Annotated in this window: 9 protein-coding genes and 1 pseudogene; 7 read left to right on the forward strand and 3 right to left on the reverse strand. The window is 66.0% G+C overall.

The features are described from left to right. Window positions 1–10: 10 nt before the first annotated feature. Both MRBLMU1_RS21850 and MRBLMU1_RS21855 read right to left on the reverse strand, forming a co-directional pair. Window positions 11–1,177, reverse strand: coding sequence for an argininosuccinate synthase domain-containing protein (locus tag MRBLMU1_RS21850; protein WP_363505676.1), 1,167 nt, complete (start codon window positions 1,175–1,177; stop codon window positions 11–13). Between the two features lie 69 nt (window positions 1,178–1,246). Next, window positions 1,247–2,230, reverse strand: a complete 984-nt coding sequence (locus MRBLMU1_RS21855) for an aldo/keto reductase (protein WP_363505679.1) — start codon at window positions 2,228–2,230, stop codon at window positions 1,247–1,249. 135 nt (window positions 2,231–2,365) lie between these two features. On the opposite strand from MRBLMU1_RS21855, the gene MRBLMU1_RS21860 reads away from it, so the two are divergent. After that, window positions 2,366–3,286 carry a LysR family transcriptional regulator gene (locus MRBLMU1_RS21860; protein ID WP_363505681.1) on the forward strand — a complete coding sequence of 307 codons (921 nt, stop codon included), beginning with the start codon at window positions 2,366–2,368 and terminating at the stop codon, window positions 3,284–3,286. Between the two features lie 57 nt (window positions 3,287–3,343). Here the strand turns inward: MRBLMU1_RS21860 and MRBLMU1_RS21865 are convergent, their stop codons facing one another. Next, window positions 3,344–5,158 (reverse strand): sigma 54-interacting transcriptional regulator, encoded by a 1,815-nt coding sequence (locus MRBLMU1_RS21865; protein WP_363505683.1) that lies wholly within the window; start codon window positions 5,156–5,158, stop codon window positions 3,344–3,346. A gap of 297 nt (window positions 5,159–5,455) precedes the next feature. Between MRBLMU1_RS21865 and MRBLMU1_RS21870 the strand changes: the two genes are divergently transcribed. The 6 genes and pseudogenes from MRBLMU1_RS21870 to MRBLMU1_RS21895 all read left to right on the forward strand — a co-directional run. Continuing rightward, window positions 5,456–6,937: a benzaldehyde dehydrogenase gene (locus tag MRBLMU1_RS21870; RefSeq protein ID WP_363505685.1), complete on the forward strand. Its 1,482-nt coding sequence runs from the start codon at window positions 5,456–5,458 to the stop codon at window positions 6,935–6,937. 36 nt (window positions 6,938–6,973) lie between these two features. Further along, window positions 6,974–7,741, forward strand: coding sequence for a coniferyl-alcohol dehydrogenase (locus MRBLMU1_RS21875; RefSeq protein WP_363505687.1), 768 nt, complete (start codon window positions 6,974–6,976; stop codon window positions 7,739–7,741). 65 nt (window positions 7,742–7,806) lie between these two features. Next, on the forward strand, window positions 7,807–9,510 hold the full coding sequence (locus tag MRBLMU1_RS21880) for a DUF1302 domain-containing protein (protein WP_363505689.1): 1,704 nt from the start codon (window positions 7,807–7,809) through the stop codon (window positions 9,508–9,510). A gap of 13 nt (window positions 9,511–9,523) precedes the next feature. Next, window positions 9,524–10,891, forward strand: a complete 1,368-nt coding sequence (locus tag MRBLMU1_RS21885; RefSeq protein ID WP_363505692.1) for a DUF1329 domain-containing protein — start codon at window positions 9,524–9,526, stop codon at window positions 10,889–10,891. A gap of 16 nt (window positions 10,892–10,907) precedes the next feature. Next, window positions 10,908–11,996: a WD40/YVTN/BNR-like repeat-containing protein gene (locus tag MRBLMU1_RS21890; RefSeq protein WP_363505695.1), complete on the forward strand. Its 1,089-nt coding sequence runs from the start codon at window positions 10,908–10,910 to the stop codon at window positions 11,994–11,996. A 79-nt stretch (window positions 11,997–12,075) separates the two neighbouring features. After that, window positions 12,076–15,582: pseudogene (locus tag MRBLMU1_RS21895) on the forward strand (carboxylesterase family protein); the annotation flags it as partial. Window positions 15,583–15,608: the final 26 nt, after the last annotated feature.

Consider the following 15,608-nt stretch of genomic DNA (forward strand, 5'->3'; position numbering starts at 1 on the left):
CCCCCGGCGCTCAGGCCACCGCTTCGGTGATCCACTTCTGGCCGCCGTGGGCGAAGCGGAACTGCTGCGCGGTGAAGCGCGACTTGGCGTAATCGTGCACGCGGTCGACCGTGTAGCTGCCCTTGAAGCAGATCATGTCGACCACGCCGCTGGCATTCGCGGTCAGCTCCTCGGCGCTGTTGATGGCGGTCTGCGTGGCCGGATCGTACAGGCGGCCGGCGTAGGTCTGGCGCGCGATGAACGGCGACAGGAAGCGCATCAACTCCCAGCCATCCTTGTCGACGGTGGCCTGGAACAGGTGGCGCGCGGCGGTGCCCAGCAGGTCCAGTCCCGGCGACTCGTACAAGCCACGGCCCTTGGTGCCGTTCATGCGGTTCTCCAGCACGTTCTTGAGCAGCACGCCATTGCGGCCGGCGATCTGGTTGGCCATGGCGATGGCGCCATGCGCGCTCAACTCGGTGCCGTTGATGGCGACCGGCAGGCCGTTCCTGAAGATGATCGAGCAGCGCTCCGGCTGGTCCGGCGCATCGGCCACGCGCACGCCCATGATCGGCGTCACCGAGTCGGTCGGATTGGACAGCAGCTCGACCTCGCGGTTCTCATGCGACACGCCACCCAGATTGGCGTCGACCGAGTGGTGCGCCTTGCCGAGCATCAGGGTCTGGTCGGCGTCGGCGACGAAATCGCTCATCGCCACGCGGCTGCGGAAGCGCTCCGCCGTGGTCGGGTCTTCCCACGGCGAGAACGGCAGGATCTCGGGCGCGAACATCTTCAGGTAGTACGTGAAGCGGAACTCGTCGTTGCCGCCGTGGACCGCGCCGTGCGCCAGCACATTGCACTGCTGCTCGCGCAGCGCCGCGACCAGCCCCTTGACCGTCACCGCGCGCGCGATGCCGGTGGTGTTCCAATAGCCGCCGTCATACTGTGCCTGGGCGCGCACCGCCTGCAGGAACACCTGCGCGATCTCCTCCTTCAGATCGATCACCCTGGTGTCCTGCATCAGATCGATATTGCCGGCGCAGTAGTCGTGCCCCTCCTCGCCCGGCTGGCCGATATCGACCGTGAACTGGTCGTAGGCCACGCCCTCTTCCTTCAGGCGCTGCGTGATGAACAAGCTAACCAGTCCGCCCGAAGCGCAGATACCGATTTTTTTACCTTTAAGTTCTGAGAATTTCAAGATGATTTCCTTGAGGGTTGCGGTTGACGGCGCGGGCGCCGCGGGAATGAAACGGATACGACTAAAGAGCTACTGCGACCACCAGGTGGGCTCGCGGTCCCAGCGATGCCGGCGCAGCATCTCCAGCACGTGCGGGGCCAGCGGCACGGCGCCGGAACAGGCCAGGTTGGCGTCCACGTGGGCCACCGAGCGCATGCCGGGGATCACCGTGGCCACGGTGTCGTTGGCCAGAATGAAGCGCAGCGCGGTGCGCGCCATGTCGGCGCCGGCCGGCAGCGCGGTGCGCAGCGCCTCGACCCGCGCCACAGTCGGCGCCAGGTTCTCGGGGACGAAATAGCTGGCGCGCCAGTCGCCCTCGGGCCAGGTGGTGGTTTCGCGCAGCATGCCGGTCAGCGAACCCTCGTCGAACGGGACCCGGGCGATGACGCCGATATCGAGTTCGCGGCACAGCGGGAACAGCAGGTCTTCCGGCGCCTGGTCGAAGATGTTGTAGATGACCTGCACCGAATCGATCAATCCGGTGCGCAGGGTGTCGAGCACATTGGCCGGCTCCCAGCGATTGACGCTGATGCCGACGCCGCCGATCATGCCCTGGCGCTTCAGATCCTCGACCGCGCGCTGCCACGATTCCTCGCCGGCCCACGCGTCTTCCCAGACGTGGAACTGCAGCAGATCGATGGTATCGGTGCCCAGGCATTCCAGGCTGCGGCCGACGTATTCATGGATGTGCGCCACCGGGAAGATATCCTCGATGCGGTCGCCGCGCCGCGACGGCCACTCGCGGTTTTTCGGCGGCACCTTGGTGGCCACGTACAGCTTCTTTTCAGGGTGGTCGCGCAGCGCGCTGCCCAGCATGCGCTCACTTTCGCCGCGCCCGTAGATCCAGGCCGTGTCGAAAAAATTACAGCCGCCGGCGATCGCGTGGTGCAGCGCCTCCATCCCGGCGCCGGTGCTCGATCCGGTCCATCCACCCTCGCCGCCGGCCACGCCCCACATGCCGTAACCGACGTCGGAAACCTTCCAGGCCAGCCGGCCAAAACGACGATATCTCATAAGCTGATCCGCTTTCCGTTGAAAATTCCAGTGCGTTCAGTATGAAAGTTTTAGCAACGAAAACATAATATCAATATGTTCACACCCTATTCATTCCTGATATAGTTCAGTGATCTGAATTCAAGCGGGGATGCCATGGGCTTTACTTTTCGCCACGTTGAGGTGTTTTGGGCGGTGATGACGTCGGGGAGCACGACCGGCGCCGCCGAGATCCTGCACACCTCGCAACCGACCATCAGCCGCGAATTGAGCCGGTTCGAGAAGCTGTCGCAGCTGACGCTGTTCAAGCGCAGCGGCGGCAAACTGGTGCCGACCGAGCATGGGCTGATGCTGTTCGACGAGGTCCAGCGCAGCTATCTGGGTCTAGAGCGGATCGGCAACGCGATCGAGGCGCTGCGCCATTTCCGCCAGGGGCAGATCGCGGTGGCCTGCCTGCCGGCTTTTTCCAGCACGCTGCTGCCGCGCGCGAGCCAGCACTTCTGCAGCAAGTTCCCGGGTGTGAGTTTGAATGTGACGCCGCTCGAGAGCCCGGCCTTGCAAGAGTCGCTGACCAGCCAGCGCTATCACCTGGGGCTGACCGAGGAGCCGGGCATCCCGCCGGGGACCAAAATGGAAGCGCTGCTGACGATGGACGTGGTGTGCGTGCTGCCGCCGCGCCATCGGCTGTGCGAGAAGCGCACGCTGACGCCGCAGGATTTTTCGGGCATCGACTTCGTGTACTTGGCGGCCGGCGATCCGTATCGGAAGATGGTCGACAACACGTTCCGCGAGCATGGCGTGGAGCGCAGGATGGTGGTCGAGACCCACAGCGCGGCGGCGGTCTGCGCCACGGTGAGTTTGGGGGTCGGGGTGGCGATCGTCAATCCGTTGACGGCGCTGGAGTATGCGAGGACCGGGCTGCAGATACGGCGGTTCTCGCATCCGGTGCCGTATTCGGTGAATCTGGTGACGCCGTTGTTCCGGCCGGATTCCGAGAGCGTCAACCGGTTCATCGACGCGCTGCATCACAGCTGCCGGCAGATCGGCGCGGAGTTGGAGGCGATCACCGCGAGCTGACGGCTTGGATTTGTCGCGGGTGCGCATCGACCACGAAACCACGTGCATCCGAGGTTTTCATGTGTCCTGCAGCTTCTTCATCCGGTACGACAGCTGCGGGCGCGTGAGGCCCAGCATGCGCGCGGCGGCCGACAGATTGCCGTCGGCGCGCTTGACCGCCGCCAGTATCAGCGTGCTTTCCAGCGCGTCCAGCGACCACGCCTGCGCCTTGCCGTCCACCGCCTCGCCCAGCATCCCCGGCAGCACGTCCAACAGCTCCGAACTGACCGTCGCCACAGGCGCCGACGCCGCTCCCGGACTGGTCAACCTGCCCGTCTGCGCCAGCGAAAAATACGACGCCTGCGATTCCTCCCCGCTGGTGAACAGATGCGGCAAATCGATCGGCCCATCCTCGTTGGCGTAGATCACCCCGCGCTCCACCAGATTCTGCAGCTCCCGTATATTCCCCGGGAAGTGATAGGTGAGCAGCGCGTCGACCGCGCGCGCGGTGAACCCCGTCAACCGCCGCTGATGCTTCTGCCCATAATGCCGCATGAAGTAGCCCATCAACAGCGGAATGTCGTCGCGGCGGTCGCGCAGCGGAGGCAGGTGGATCGGGAACACGTTCAGACGGAAGAACAAATCCTCCCTGAAGCGCCCCTGCCGGATCTCCTCGCGCAGGTCGACATTGGTCGCCGCCACCACCCGCACGTCGACCTTGACGCTGCGCACGCCGCCGACCCGCTCGACCTCCCCCTCCTGCAACGCGCGCAGCAGCTTGCCCTGCGCGACCAGGCTCAAAGTCGCTATCTCGTCGAGGAACAGCGTACCGCCGCTGGCGCGCTCGAAGCGCCCGGGCCGCGACTGCGTGGCGCCGGTGAAGGCGCCGCGTTCGACCCCGAACAACTCCGATTCGATCAGCGTCTCCGGTATCGCCGCGCAGTTGACGGCGACGAAGGGCTGCTCCTTGCGCTTGCCGATCTGGTGCAGCATGTACGCGAACAGCTCCTTGCCGACGCCCGATTCGCCGGTGAACAGCACCGTGGCCGCCGTCGGCGCCACCCGCTTGAGCATATGGCAGGCCGCGTTGAACGCCGACGACACGCCCACCATCTCCTTGTCCGCGTAGGGCCGCTCGTCGTCGCCCGCCAGGATCGCGGCTTTCTGGTGCGCGTGCGGTTCGCTGTAGGCCGTGGTGCTGACGAAGGCCTCGGCGTTCAGGAAGCGCAGGTCCTCCTCGACGTTGTCCCACTCGTCGGCCGGTTTGCCGATCAGGCGGCAGTGCTTGTGCCCCATCGACATGCACTCTATCTCGCGATAAATCGTCAGGCGGCCGATCATCGCGCTGGTGTAGCCGATCGCATAACCGGTCTGCATCCAGCATGCCGGCTCGGTGCCGATACCGAAATCGGCGGTGTGCACCTCGTCCTCGCCGGAATGGTGCCACAGGAATTCACCGCGATAAGTGCCCAGTTCCACGTCGAACTCGAAGTGCAGCGCCTCGACCTTGACCGCGCCCTCGAGCGAGTGCATGCGCGGGCCGGCCGAAAACAGCGCCGCCGGATCGGCGTCCGGCCAGCGTTCGCGCAGCAGCTGGGCGTCGCGCGCGCCGGCCGAATAGCCCACCCGCGTCAGCAGGCCGCGCGTGCGTTCCGCCCCTATGCTCTCGAGCAGTTCGCGCCGCAACGAACCGAGTGACGTCATATGCACCAGCTGCATGCGCTGGCCATTCAACCATATGCGGCCGTCGCCGGGCGAAAAATGCAGGCTCTGGGTGATGTCGTCCAGGGTCGGCGCCGCGCCTTCGTTCAAATGGGCGCTGTCGCCCCGGTTCAGCATCTTGCCGGTGGCTTGCGATACCTCCGCCAGCGAAACGCGTTCACGCTTGCTCATGTCTCCGCCTTCGTCATTTTTTATCAAATCATACATCGGTAGTTCTCCTGGTTGATCATTTGATCAAGCGGCCGGGCCGCGACATTTTTGCTGCGACGCGCAACCGCGCGTCTCGAATTCGGCCGCCAACCCGGCGAATCGATCATGGTGCACCGCACCACACCGAAACCACACATCGCTGGCACGCAACTTGTAATAGCTAAGGAAAGAGCGGCAAGCGGACCTTATGCAACTAGCGTGCTAACCAGCGTGCGAAGGCCTCCGACCTGCCCCGTCAAATCAACCAAGGAGACAGACATGAGCGACATCACCGGCGCCGGCGGCGCCTTCCTCAGCCCCGCCATCTGGCGCGACCGTGTTTTCAACGGCGAATGGATCGCCTCCCAGGGCGGCAACCACGTATTCACGGAGCCGGCCACCGGCGAGCAGCTGGGCCGCATCGGCCTGGCCAACGCCGCCGACGTGCTGGCCGCCGGCGCCCAGGCGCGCGCCGCGCAAAAAGCCTGGGCCAAATCGGACTACAAGGAGCGCGCCGCGATCTTCCGCCGCGCCGCCGTGCTGATCGCCCAAAACCACGACGAACTGTCGACGTGGATCGTGCGCGAAACGGGCGCCATCCGGCCCAAGGCCGATCTCGAACTGCGCGAAGCCATCGCCCACCTGCAGGAAGCGGCGGCCATGCTGACGCAGCCCAAGGGCCAGCTGCTGGCCTCCGCCACCGGCACGATGAGCATCGCGCGGCGCGTGCCGCATGGCGTGGTCGGCGTGATCTCGCCGTTCAACTTCCCGTTGATCCTGTCGATCCGCTCGATCGCGCCGGCGCTCGCCACCGGCAACGCCGTGGTCCACAAGCCGGACCTGCAAACCCCGATCAGCGGCGGTGTGCTGATCGCCCGCGTCTTCGAGGCGGCGGGCCTGCCCAAAGGCCTGCTGCACGTGCTGCCGGGTGGCGTCGACGCCGGCCAGGCCATGTGCGGCCATCCGGACATCGGCATGATCGCCTTCACCGGATCGACGGCGGCGGGCCACAGCGTCGGCGAGCTGGCCGGCCGCAACCTGAAGAAGATGTCGCTGGAACTGGGCGGCAAAAACTCCTTGATCATCCTCGACGACGCCGATCCGGACATCGCCGCCTCCAACGCCGCATGGGCCACCTTCCTGCACCAGGGCCAGATCTGCATGTGCGCCGGCCGCATCCTGCTCCAGCGCGGCATCGCCGACGCGGTGATCTCACGCCTGACCCACAAGGCGCGCCACCTGCCGGTCGGCGATCCGATGGGCGGCGACGTCGCGCTCGGACCGCTGATCAGCGATCGCCAGGTCCAGCGCCTGCATGCCATCGTCGAGGACAGCGTCGCCGACGGCGCCACCCTGCTGGCCGGCGGCACCTTCGAACGGCGGTTCTACAAACCCACCGTGCTGACCGGCGTGCGCGCCGGCATGCGCTGCTTCGAGGAGGAACTGTTCGGTCCCGTGGCGTCGATCACCGTGTTCGACACCGACGAGGAAGCCATCGCGCTGGCCTCGGCCACCACCGGCTGCCTGGCGCTTGGCGTGATCACGCCCAATCTCACCCGCGCGATGCGCATCGCCGACAGCGTGCCGTCCGGCCATGTGCACATCAACGACCAGACCGTGGTGGCCGAAGCGCATGCGCCCTTCGGCGGCGGTGGCACCTCGGGCAACGGCGGCCGCCACGGCGGCACCGTCGACTGGGACGAATTCACGCAACTGCAATGGCTCACGATCAAAACCGAAGCGCCGCGCTACCCGTTCTGACACAACGCATAACACCAATAACCACAAGGAGACAACATGAAGTTACATAACAAAACCATCGTCGTCACCGGCGCCGCCTCGGGCATCGGCGCCGAAGTCGCGCGGCTGGCGCGCTTCGAGGGCGCCACCGTCATCGGCATGGACCGCAACGATCCGGGCCTGACACTGGACGGCTTCGTGCCGGTGGACCTGAGCAGCACCGGCAGCATCGACGACGCCATCGCCAAGCTGCCGCAGCGCGTCGACGCGCTGTGCAATATCGCCGGCGTGCCGGGCACCGCCAACCCGGCGCTGCTGGCCAAGGTCAATTACCTCGGCCTGCGCTACCTGACCTCCGGCGTGCTGCCGCGCATGCCGGCCGGCGGCGCCATCGTCAACGTCGCCTCCATCCTCGGCGCCGAATGGCCGGCGCGCCTCGACCTGCACAAGGAGCTGGCGGCCACGGAAGGCTTCGCGGCCGGCCAGGCGTGGCTGGACCAGCATCCGGTGCCGGACGAGACCTGCTACCAGTATTTCAAGGAGGCGCTGATCGTCTGGACCTATGCCCAGTCGCAGAAATGGTTCATGGAGCGTTCGGTACGCATGAACAGCGTGGCGCCGGGACCGGTGTTCACGCCCATCCTCGGCGACTTCGTCTCCATGCTGGGCGAGGAGCGCGTGCAGCGCGACGCCCACCGCATGAAGCGCCCCGCCTATGCCGACGAGGTGGCGTCCGTCGTCAGCTTCCTGTGCAGCGACGAATCGCGCTGGATCAGCGGCGTCAACATCCCTGTCGATGGAGGGCTGGCCTCGACCTTTATTTAACACGCCCGGCCGCGCGTCAGCGACCACCTAAAAACATAGCTAAAAACTAAAACCAGGAGACAGCAATGCAGACCAAAAAAAGCCTGAGCCGGAGCATACTGGCCATGGCGGTGGCGGCGGCCCTTCCCGCCGCCCACGCCTACGACTTCGAAACGGCCAATCCGGAACTGAAGATCAGCTGGAACAACACCTTCAAATACAGCGGCGCCTACCGCCTCAACGACGCCGATTCGCGCCTGCTGGCAGGCGGCTATCCATCGGCGGGGCCGGGCGACTTCACCGGCTATAACCTCGACGACGGCAACCAGAACTTCCGCAAGAAGGGCATCGTCTCGAGCCGGGTCGACTGGCTGTCCGAGTTCGACGCCGGCACCCGCACGCTGGGCATGCGCGTCAGCGCCGCCGGCTGGTACGACGACGCCTACATGGGCACCAACGACAACGGCTCGTCCGCCAGCAACGCCGTCACCCTGAACGGCCAAAGCGCCAACCGCTTCGCCAAGGGCACCAAGGTGCTCCATGGCCGCAACGCCGAACTGCTGGACGCCTTCGTCTTCGCCAAGGGCACGCTGGGCGAGCTGCCTGGCACCATCCGCGTCGGCCGCCACACGTTGCAATACGGCGAGAGCCTGTTCTTCGGCGCCAACGGCATCGCCAACGCGCAGGGACCGGTCGACCTGGTCAAGCTGCTCAGCGTACCGGGCGCGCAGTTCAAGGAGATCCTGCGTCCCGTCAACCAGGTATCGGGCCAGCTGCAGGTGGCGCCCACCGTCTCCATCGGCGGCTACTACCAGTTCGAATGGCGGCCGACGCAGATCCCGGGCGCCGGCAGCTATCTCAGTTCCTACGACGCCGCCGGCGCAGGCGCCACCGCCTTCCTGGTCGCGCCGACCAACAGCGGCGCGCCGGCCTTCGTCACGCAGCCGGACATGAAGGCCAAGAACTCCGGCCAGGGCGGCGTGCAGCTCAAATGGGCGCCGTCGGACTCGGACGTCGAATACGGTTTCTACGCCGCCCGCTACCACGACAAGTCGCCCTACTTCTACCTTGGCTTCGCGCCGTCCTTCCCGCCGGGCGCGCCGTCCACCGTGCAGGCCGTGTACGCGGAGAACATCCGCACCTTCGGCGTCAGCGCCAGCACCGTGATGCTGGGCGTGAACGTCGCCGCCGAGGCCTCGATCCGCCGCAACACGCCGCTGGTCAGCGACCCCACGCCCAACTTCTTATCCCGCAACGGCATCGGCACCATTGCCAACAACAGCGGCAATCCGGCCTACGCGGTCGGCAACACGGCGCACATCAACCTGTCGGCGATCTATGTGATGCCGACCAACCCGTTCTTCCAGGGTGCCTCGCTGCTGGGTGAAATCGCATGGAACCGCGCCACCAGCGTCGATTTCCAGGGTTCGCTCGATCCGAACACCACCCGCGACGCCACCGCCGCCCGCTTCATCTTCGAGCCGGCCTACTTCCAGGTCATCGATGGACTGGACCTGACGATCCCGATCGGCATCGGCTACAACATCGACGGCCGATCGCGCGCCATCTTCAACTTCAACGGCGGCGCCGAACATGGCGGCGACTTCAATATCGGCATCAACGCCACCTACCACCAGGACTGGAAGTTCGGCATCAGCTACGTCAAGTTCCTCGGCGGGACCGGCACCTTCCTGAAGAACAATCCGGCGACCAATATGCCGATCCTGAGCTACGCCCAGTCATTGAAGGACCGCGACTACATCTCCTTCAACATCAAACGCTCTTTCTAAGGACATAACTAAAATGAAGACATCCCTGAAACTGGCCGCCGCATCGCTTTCCTTGACCCTGACCGCCGCGCTGCCGATGCACGCCGGCGCCGCCGTCACCGCCGACGAAGCGACCAAGCTGCAAACCACGCTGACGCCGTTGGGCGCCGAAAAAGCAGGCAACAAGGACGGCTCGATTCCGGCCTGGGACGGCGCCTACGCCAAGGTGCCGGCGGGCTTCAAGCCGGGCGACTTCCGCGCCGATCCGTTCGCGGCCGAAAAGCCGGTCCTCGCCATCACCGGCAAGAACGTCGACCAGTACGCGGCCAAGCTGTCCGCCGCCACGGTGGCGATGCTGAAAAAGTACCCGAACTACCGGCTCGACATCTATCCAACCCACCGCACCGGCGGCGCGCCGGCCTGGGTCTATGAAAACACCTTCAAGAACGCCACCCGCGCCAAATCGGTGGACGGCGGCTACGGCGCCGAAGGCGCTTACGGCGGCATCCCGTTCCCGATTCCGAAGACCGGCTACGAGGCGATCATGAACCACCGCCTGGCATGGACCGGCGAGGCCGCGATCATGCCGCTGCGGACCGTCATCGTCACGCCGGACGGCAAGCGCGCCACCGCCACCGAAGCCGAACAGACCTTCATGCGCCCCTACTACTTCAAGGACGGCGGCCTGGATAAATTCGACGGCATCTACCAGTTCGGCCGCCTGATCACGCGCGCGCCGGCCTCGAAGGCGGGCGAAGGCATCCTGGTCCACGACGGCATCAACGAAGCCAAGCCGCGCGCCATCTGGCAGTATCTGGTGGGCCAGCGCCGCGTGCGCCGCGCGCCATCGGTGTCCTACGACACGCCGGATTCGGTCACCTCCGGCATCGGCTTGTTCGACGAGGCGTTCATGCTGTTCGGGCCTATCGACCACCACGAATTGAAACTGGTCGGAAAAAAGGAGATGTACATCCCGTACAACAACAACCGCGCCGGTAGCGCCAAGATCGCCGATCTGGTCGGCCCGCAGTTCCTCAATCCGGACCTGGTGCGCTGGGAACTGCACCGCGTGTGGGAAGTGGAAGCGACGCTCATCCCCGGCAAGCGCCACGTGGTGACCAAGCGCCGCTACTACCTCGACGAGGACACCTGGCAGATCATCCTGGTGGACGGCTATGACGCCCAGGGCCAGATCTGGCGCGGCAATTACACGCTGACGCTGATGGCGCCGGACATCCCGGCGGTGCTGGGCAATGTCATGTGGGGCACGTACAACGTGCAGACCGGCGCCTATCTGCTGAACGAGGCGTCGAACGAAATGCCGACGCAGTACAAAGTCATCCCGCGCCTGCCGGCCAGCTACTTCGGCCCTGAAGAGTTGGCAAATCAAGGTTCGCGCTAAGCTCACTGAAAGGTAAATGATGGTCAGATCGAATCCACTCTTCACGCGCTTCCGCGTCGCGCCGCTGGCCGCTGCCATGGTACTGGCGCTTGGCGCGGGTCCGGGCCACGCCAGCAACGCCGCCAAGGTGGCGGCTCCGGCGGCCCTTGGCCAGCCGGCGCTGATCACGCCCAAGGCGCTGCAGGCGGCGATGCTGGCGGTTGGCGGCGCCGGCACGCGGCTGGTGGCCGCCGGCGAGCGGGGCATCATCCTGTACTCCGACGACGCCGGCAAGTCCTGGCGCCAGGCGGCGGTGCCGGTCAGCGTCAGCCTCACGGCGCTGCAGTTCGTCGACGGCAAAAACGGGTGGGCGGTCGGCCATCAGGGCGTGGTGCTGCGCACCACCGACGGCGGCGCCACATGGCAAAAACAGCTCGACGGCATCCAGGCCGCCGCGCTCGTGCTGAGCGACGCCGCCGCCTCCTTCGGGCCGGAGCGCGACAAGGCGGTGGCGGACGCCCAGCGCCTGGTCGACGACGGTCCGGACAAGCCTTTCCTCGATCTGTACTTCGATAGCCCCACGAGCGGCTATGTGCTGGGCGCGTACAACATGATGTTCCGCACCGTCGATGGCGGCGCCACCTGGCAGCCGTGGCAAAGCCGCGTCGCCAATCCCAAGGGCTTGCACCTGTACGGCATGCGCGGCACCGCCAACGCCATCTACCTGGCCGGGGAACAGGGACTGCTGCTGCGCTCCACCGACAAGGGAGACAGTTTCAGAGCCCTGCCGACGCCTTACAAGGGCAGCTATTTCGGACTGCTCTCCGCGCGCGGGGGCGTGCTGCTGGCGTACGGATTGCGCGGCAACGCGTTCCGCTCCACCGACCAGGGCGCGACCTGGAGCCAGGTCGCGACCGGCGTCCAGGCCTCGCTGGCCGCCGGCACCGTGATGAGCGACGGCGCCGTGGTGCTGGTCAGCCAGGGCGGCGATGTGCTGGTAAGCCGCGACGACGGCCGCACCTTCGTCCCGCAGCCCGGTACCGCCCTGCCGCTGGCGGCCGTCGCCCAGGCGAGCGACGGCGCGCTGGTGGTGGCCGGACTGCGCGGAGTGCGCCGGATACCGTAGCCGCGACCGTTGGCGAAACAATGACCGGACAACGTATCCGGGATAGCGCCCTTACTCATACGAACATGGTTGGAGCATCATGAACACAGATAACGACTTAGAACAACAGCCGGTCATACGGCGACTCGAGGACTTCGACACCGCCTCCGGCAACCTCGGCGAACGCGCGCTATTCAACTATCGGCCGCTGGTCATTTTCCTATGCCTGCTGGCGACGATCGTGCTGGGCTTCCAGGCCACGCGCATCAAGCTCAATGCCAGCTTCGAGAAAATGATCCCCAGCGCCCACCCCTATGTGGTGAACTACCTGGCCAACAAAAGCGATCTCAATGGCCTCGGCAACTCGGTGCGCATCGCCGTGGAAGCGAAGAACGGCACCATCTACGACCGCGCCTACCTCGACACCCTGCAACGCCTGAACGACGAGCTGTTCCTGCTGCCGGGAGTCGACCGGCCGTTCATGAAATCGCTGTGGACGCCGAGCACGCGCTGGGCCGCCGTGACCGAGGATGGCCTCGACGGCGGCACCGTCATCCCGGACGGCTACGACGGCTCCACCGCAAGCCTGGAGCAGCTACGCGCCAACGTCGCCCGTTCCGGCGAAATCGGCCAACTGGTGGCGTCCAACTTCAAGTCCAGCATCGTCTTCGTGCCGCTGATGGACAAGGTGCCGCAGACCGGCGAGGCGCTGGACTACCGCGTGCTGTCCGAAAGCCTGGAGAAGATCCGCGCCAAGTACGAGAAGGAAGGCGTCCATATCCACATCACCGGTTTCGCCAAGATCGTCGGCGACCTGATCGAAGGCCTGCAGCAGGTGCTGCTGTTCTTCGTGCTGGCGATCGCCATCTGCGGCGGCGTTCTTTTCTGGTACACGCGCTGCTGGCGCAGCACCACGCTGGTGGTGGTGTGCTCGCTGGTGGCGGTGCTGTGGCAGTGCGGACTGCTCGCCACCTTGCACTACGAGCTCGATCCGTACTCGATCCTGGTGCCGTTCCTGGTGTTCGCCATCGGCATGAGCCACGGCGCGCAGAAAATGAACGGCATCATGCAGGACGTCGGACGCGGCACGCACCGAGTGGTCGCCGCCCGCTACACCTTCCGCCGCCTGTTCGCCGCCGGCCTGACCGCGCTGCTGTGCGACGCGGTCGGCTTCCTGGTGCTGGTCAGCATCCAGATCAAGGTGATCCAGGATCTCGCCGTCATCGCCAGCATCGGCGTGGCGGTGCTGATCTTCACCAACCTGGTGCTGCTGCCGGTGCTGCTGTCATACACCGGCGTCAGCGCCAAGGCGGCGCAACGCAGCCTGCAGGCGGACAGCGGCAGCGACAAGCAACAGCCATGGCTATGGACCTTCCTCGACCGCTTCACACAGCGGCGCTGGGCGGCGGTCACCGTGGCCGCCAGCGTGCTGCTGGGTGGCCTCGGATTCGCCTACAGCCTCAATCTCAAGGTCGGCGATCTCGATCCCGGCGCGCCGGAGCTGCGCGCGGACTCGCGCTACAACCGAGACAACGGCTATCTGGTTTCCAACTACGCCGCCAGCTCGGACATCTTCGTCGTCATGATCAAGACGCCGCCGGACCAGTGCACACAATACGGCACGCTGTCCAAGGTGGACGAACTGGCGTGGCAATTGGAACAGCTGCCCGGCGTCGACTCGACCAACTCGATGGCGGCGCTGAGCAAACTGGCCACCACCGGCTACAACGAGGGCAACTTCAAATGGTTCGACCTGATCCCCAACGCCGGCGCGCTGGGCGCCGTGCAGACCCGCGCACCGCGCGAGCTGTTCAACCAAAGCTGCTCGCTGCTGTCGTTGTACGTCTACCTGAAGGACCACAAGGCCGAAACGCTGACCCGCGTGGTGAACGCCGTCGAGGCCTTCGCCGCCGCCAACAACACGCCAGAGGTGCGGTTCCAGCTGGCGGCCGGCAGCGCCGGCATCGAAGCCGCCACCAACATCGTCGTCAAGAAGGCCATGCGGGACATGCTGTTCTGGGTCTACGGCGCGGTCATCCTGCTGTGCTACGCCACCTTCCGCTCATGGCGCGCCGTGCTGGTGGCGGTGCTGCCGCTGGTGCTGACATCCATCCTGTGCGAGGTGCTGATGGTGGTGCTGGGCATGGGCGTCAAAGTCGCCACCTTGCCGGTGATCGCGCTGGGCGTCGGCATCGGCGTCGACTACGCGCTGTATGTGCTCAGCGTGATGTTGAGCCGCATGCGCGCCGGCGACAGCCTGTCCGCCGCCTATCTGCACGCGCTGCAATTCACCGGCCGCGTGGTCATCCTGACCGGCGTGACCCTGGCCGTGGCGGTGGCGACCTGGCTGTTCTCGTCGATCAAATTCCAGGCCGATATGGGCATCCTGCTGGCCTTCATGTTCTTGTGGAATATGGTCGGCGCGCTGGTGCTGGTGCCGGCGCTGGCGCATTTCCTGATGCCCGGGAAGACGGCGCGCCAGCCGTCTCCACCGGGCGCCAAAGCCGATGCCCGGCAGGCGCCGCCCCCCGCCCCCGAATCGCTGCGCCACACCGAGACCGGCGACGTGGTGGGCCGCGAGGACCTGCACGGCACGCACGCCTGGCTTGGCCTGCCGTACGCCCAGCCGCCGGTCGGGCCGCTGCGCTGGAAGGCACCCCGCCCAGCGCTGCCGTGGGAAGGCGTGCGCGAGGCGACCGCCTGCGGACAGCCGGCGATGCAGCCGGGCGGCGTCACGCTGGAGCTGCCGCCGGACCGGTGGGGCCTGCCGGCCGGTTCCGAGGACTGCCTGTCGCTCAACATCTTCGCGCCGCGACGCGCCGCCGAAGCGATCGGACAAGGGGCGGAGGCCTTGCCGGTGATGTTCTGGATACACGGCGGCGCCAACTCCTCCGGCACCGCCGCCACCTATACCACGCTGCGCAATCTGGCGGGACAAGACCAGGTGATCGTGGTATCGGCCAACTACCGCCTGGGCATCTTCGGCTGGTTCAACCTCGAGGAGCTGGCGCGCGGGAACGACACGCCGGCCGACCGTTCCGGTAATTTCGGTACGCTGGACCTGATCGCGGCCCTGGAATGGGTGCAGCGGAATATCGCGTCGTTCGGCGGCGATCCGCGCAACGTCACCATCTTCGGCGAATCGGCCGGCGGCTGGAATGTCTACACGCTGCTCGCCAGTCCGCTGGCGGCTGGCCTGTTCCACAAGGCGATCGCGCAATCGCCGATAACGGCCAGCCATACGCTTGCGCAGGCGCGCAACTACACCGACGACGCGCAGCCGGGCCACGCCGTCAGCTCGCGCGAGCTGCTGTGCGAATGGCTGCAAAGGGATGGCCGGGCCGCCGACCGCGCCGCCGCAAAGGCGCTGATCGCGTCGATGACGGCGGCCGACATCGAAACGTATGTGCGCGCCCTGCCGCCGCAAGCCTTGCTGGCGCCGGTCAAACAAGGTGCTCTGAACTTCTACGACTCCCCCACCGTCGTGCAGGACGGTTACGTGCTGCCGGCCGGGCCGCTGGCCGAGGTGTTCTCGGACCGCAGCCGCTATCACGCGGTGCCGTTCATCGTCGGCACCAACCGCGACGAGTACAAGACCTTCATGTCCAACAATCCGGACTATGTGCGCATGCT

The sequence above is a fragment of the Burkholderia sp. LMU1-1-1.1 genome (assembly GCF_040675865.1).
Lineage (GTDB): Bacteria > Pseudomonadota > Gammaproteobacteria > Burkholderiales > Burkholderiaceae_D > Rugamonas.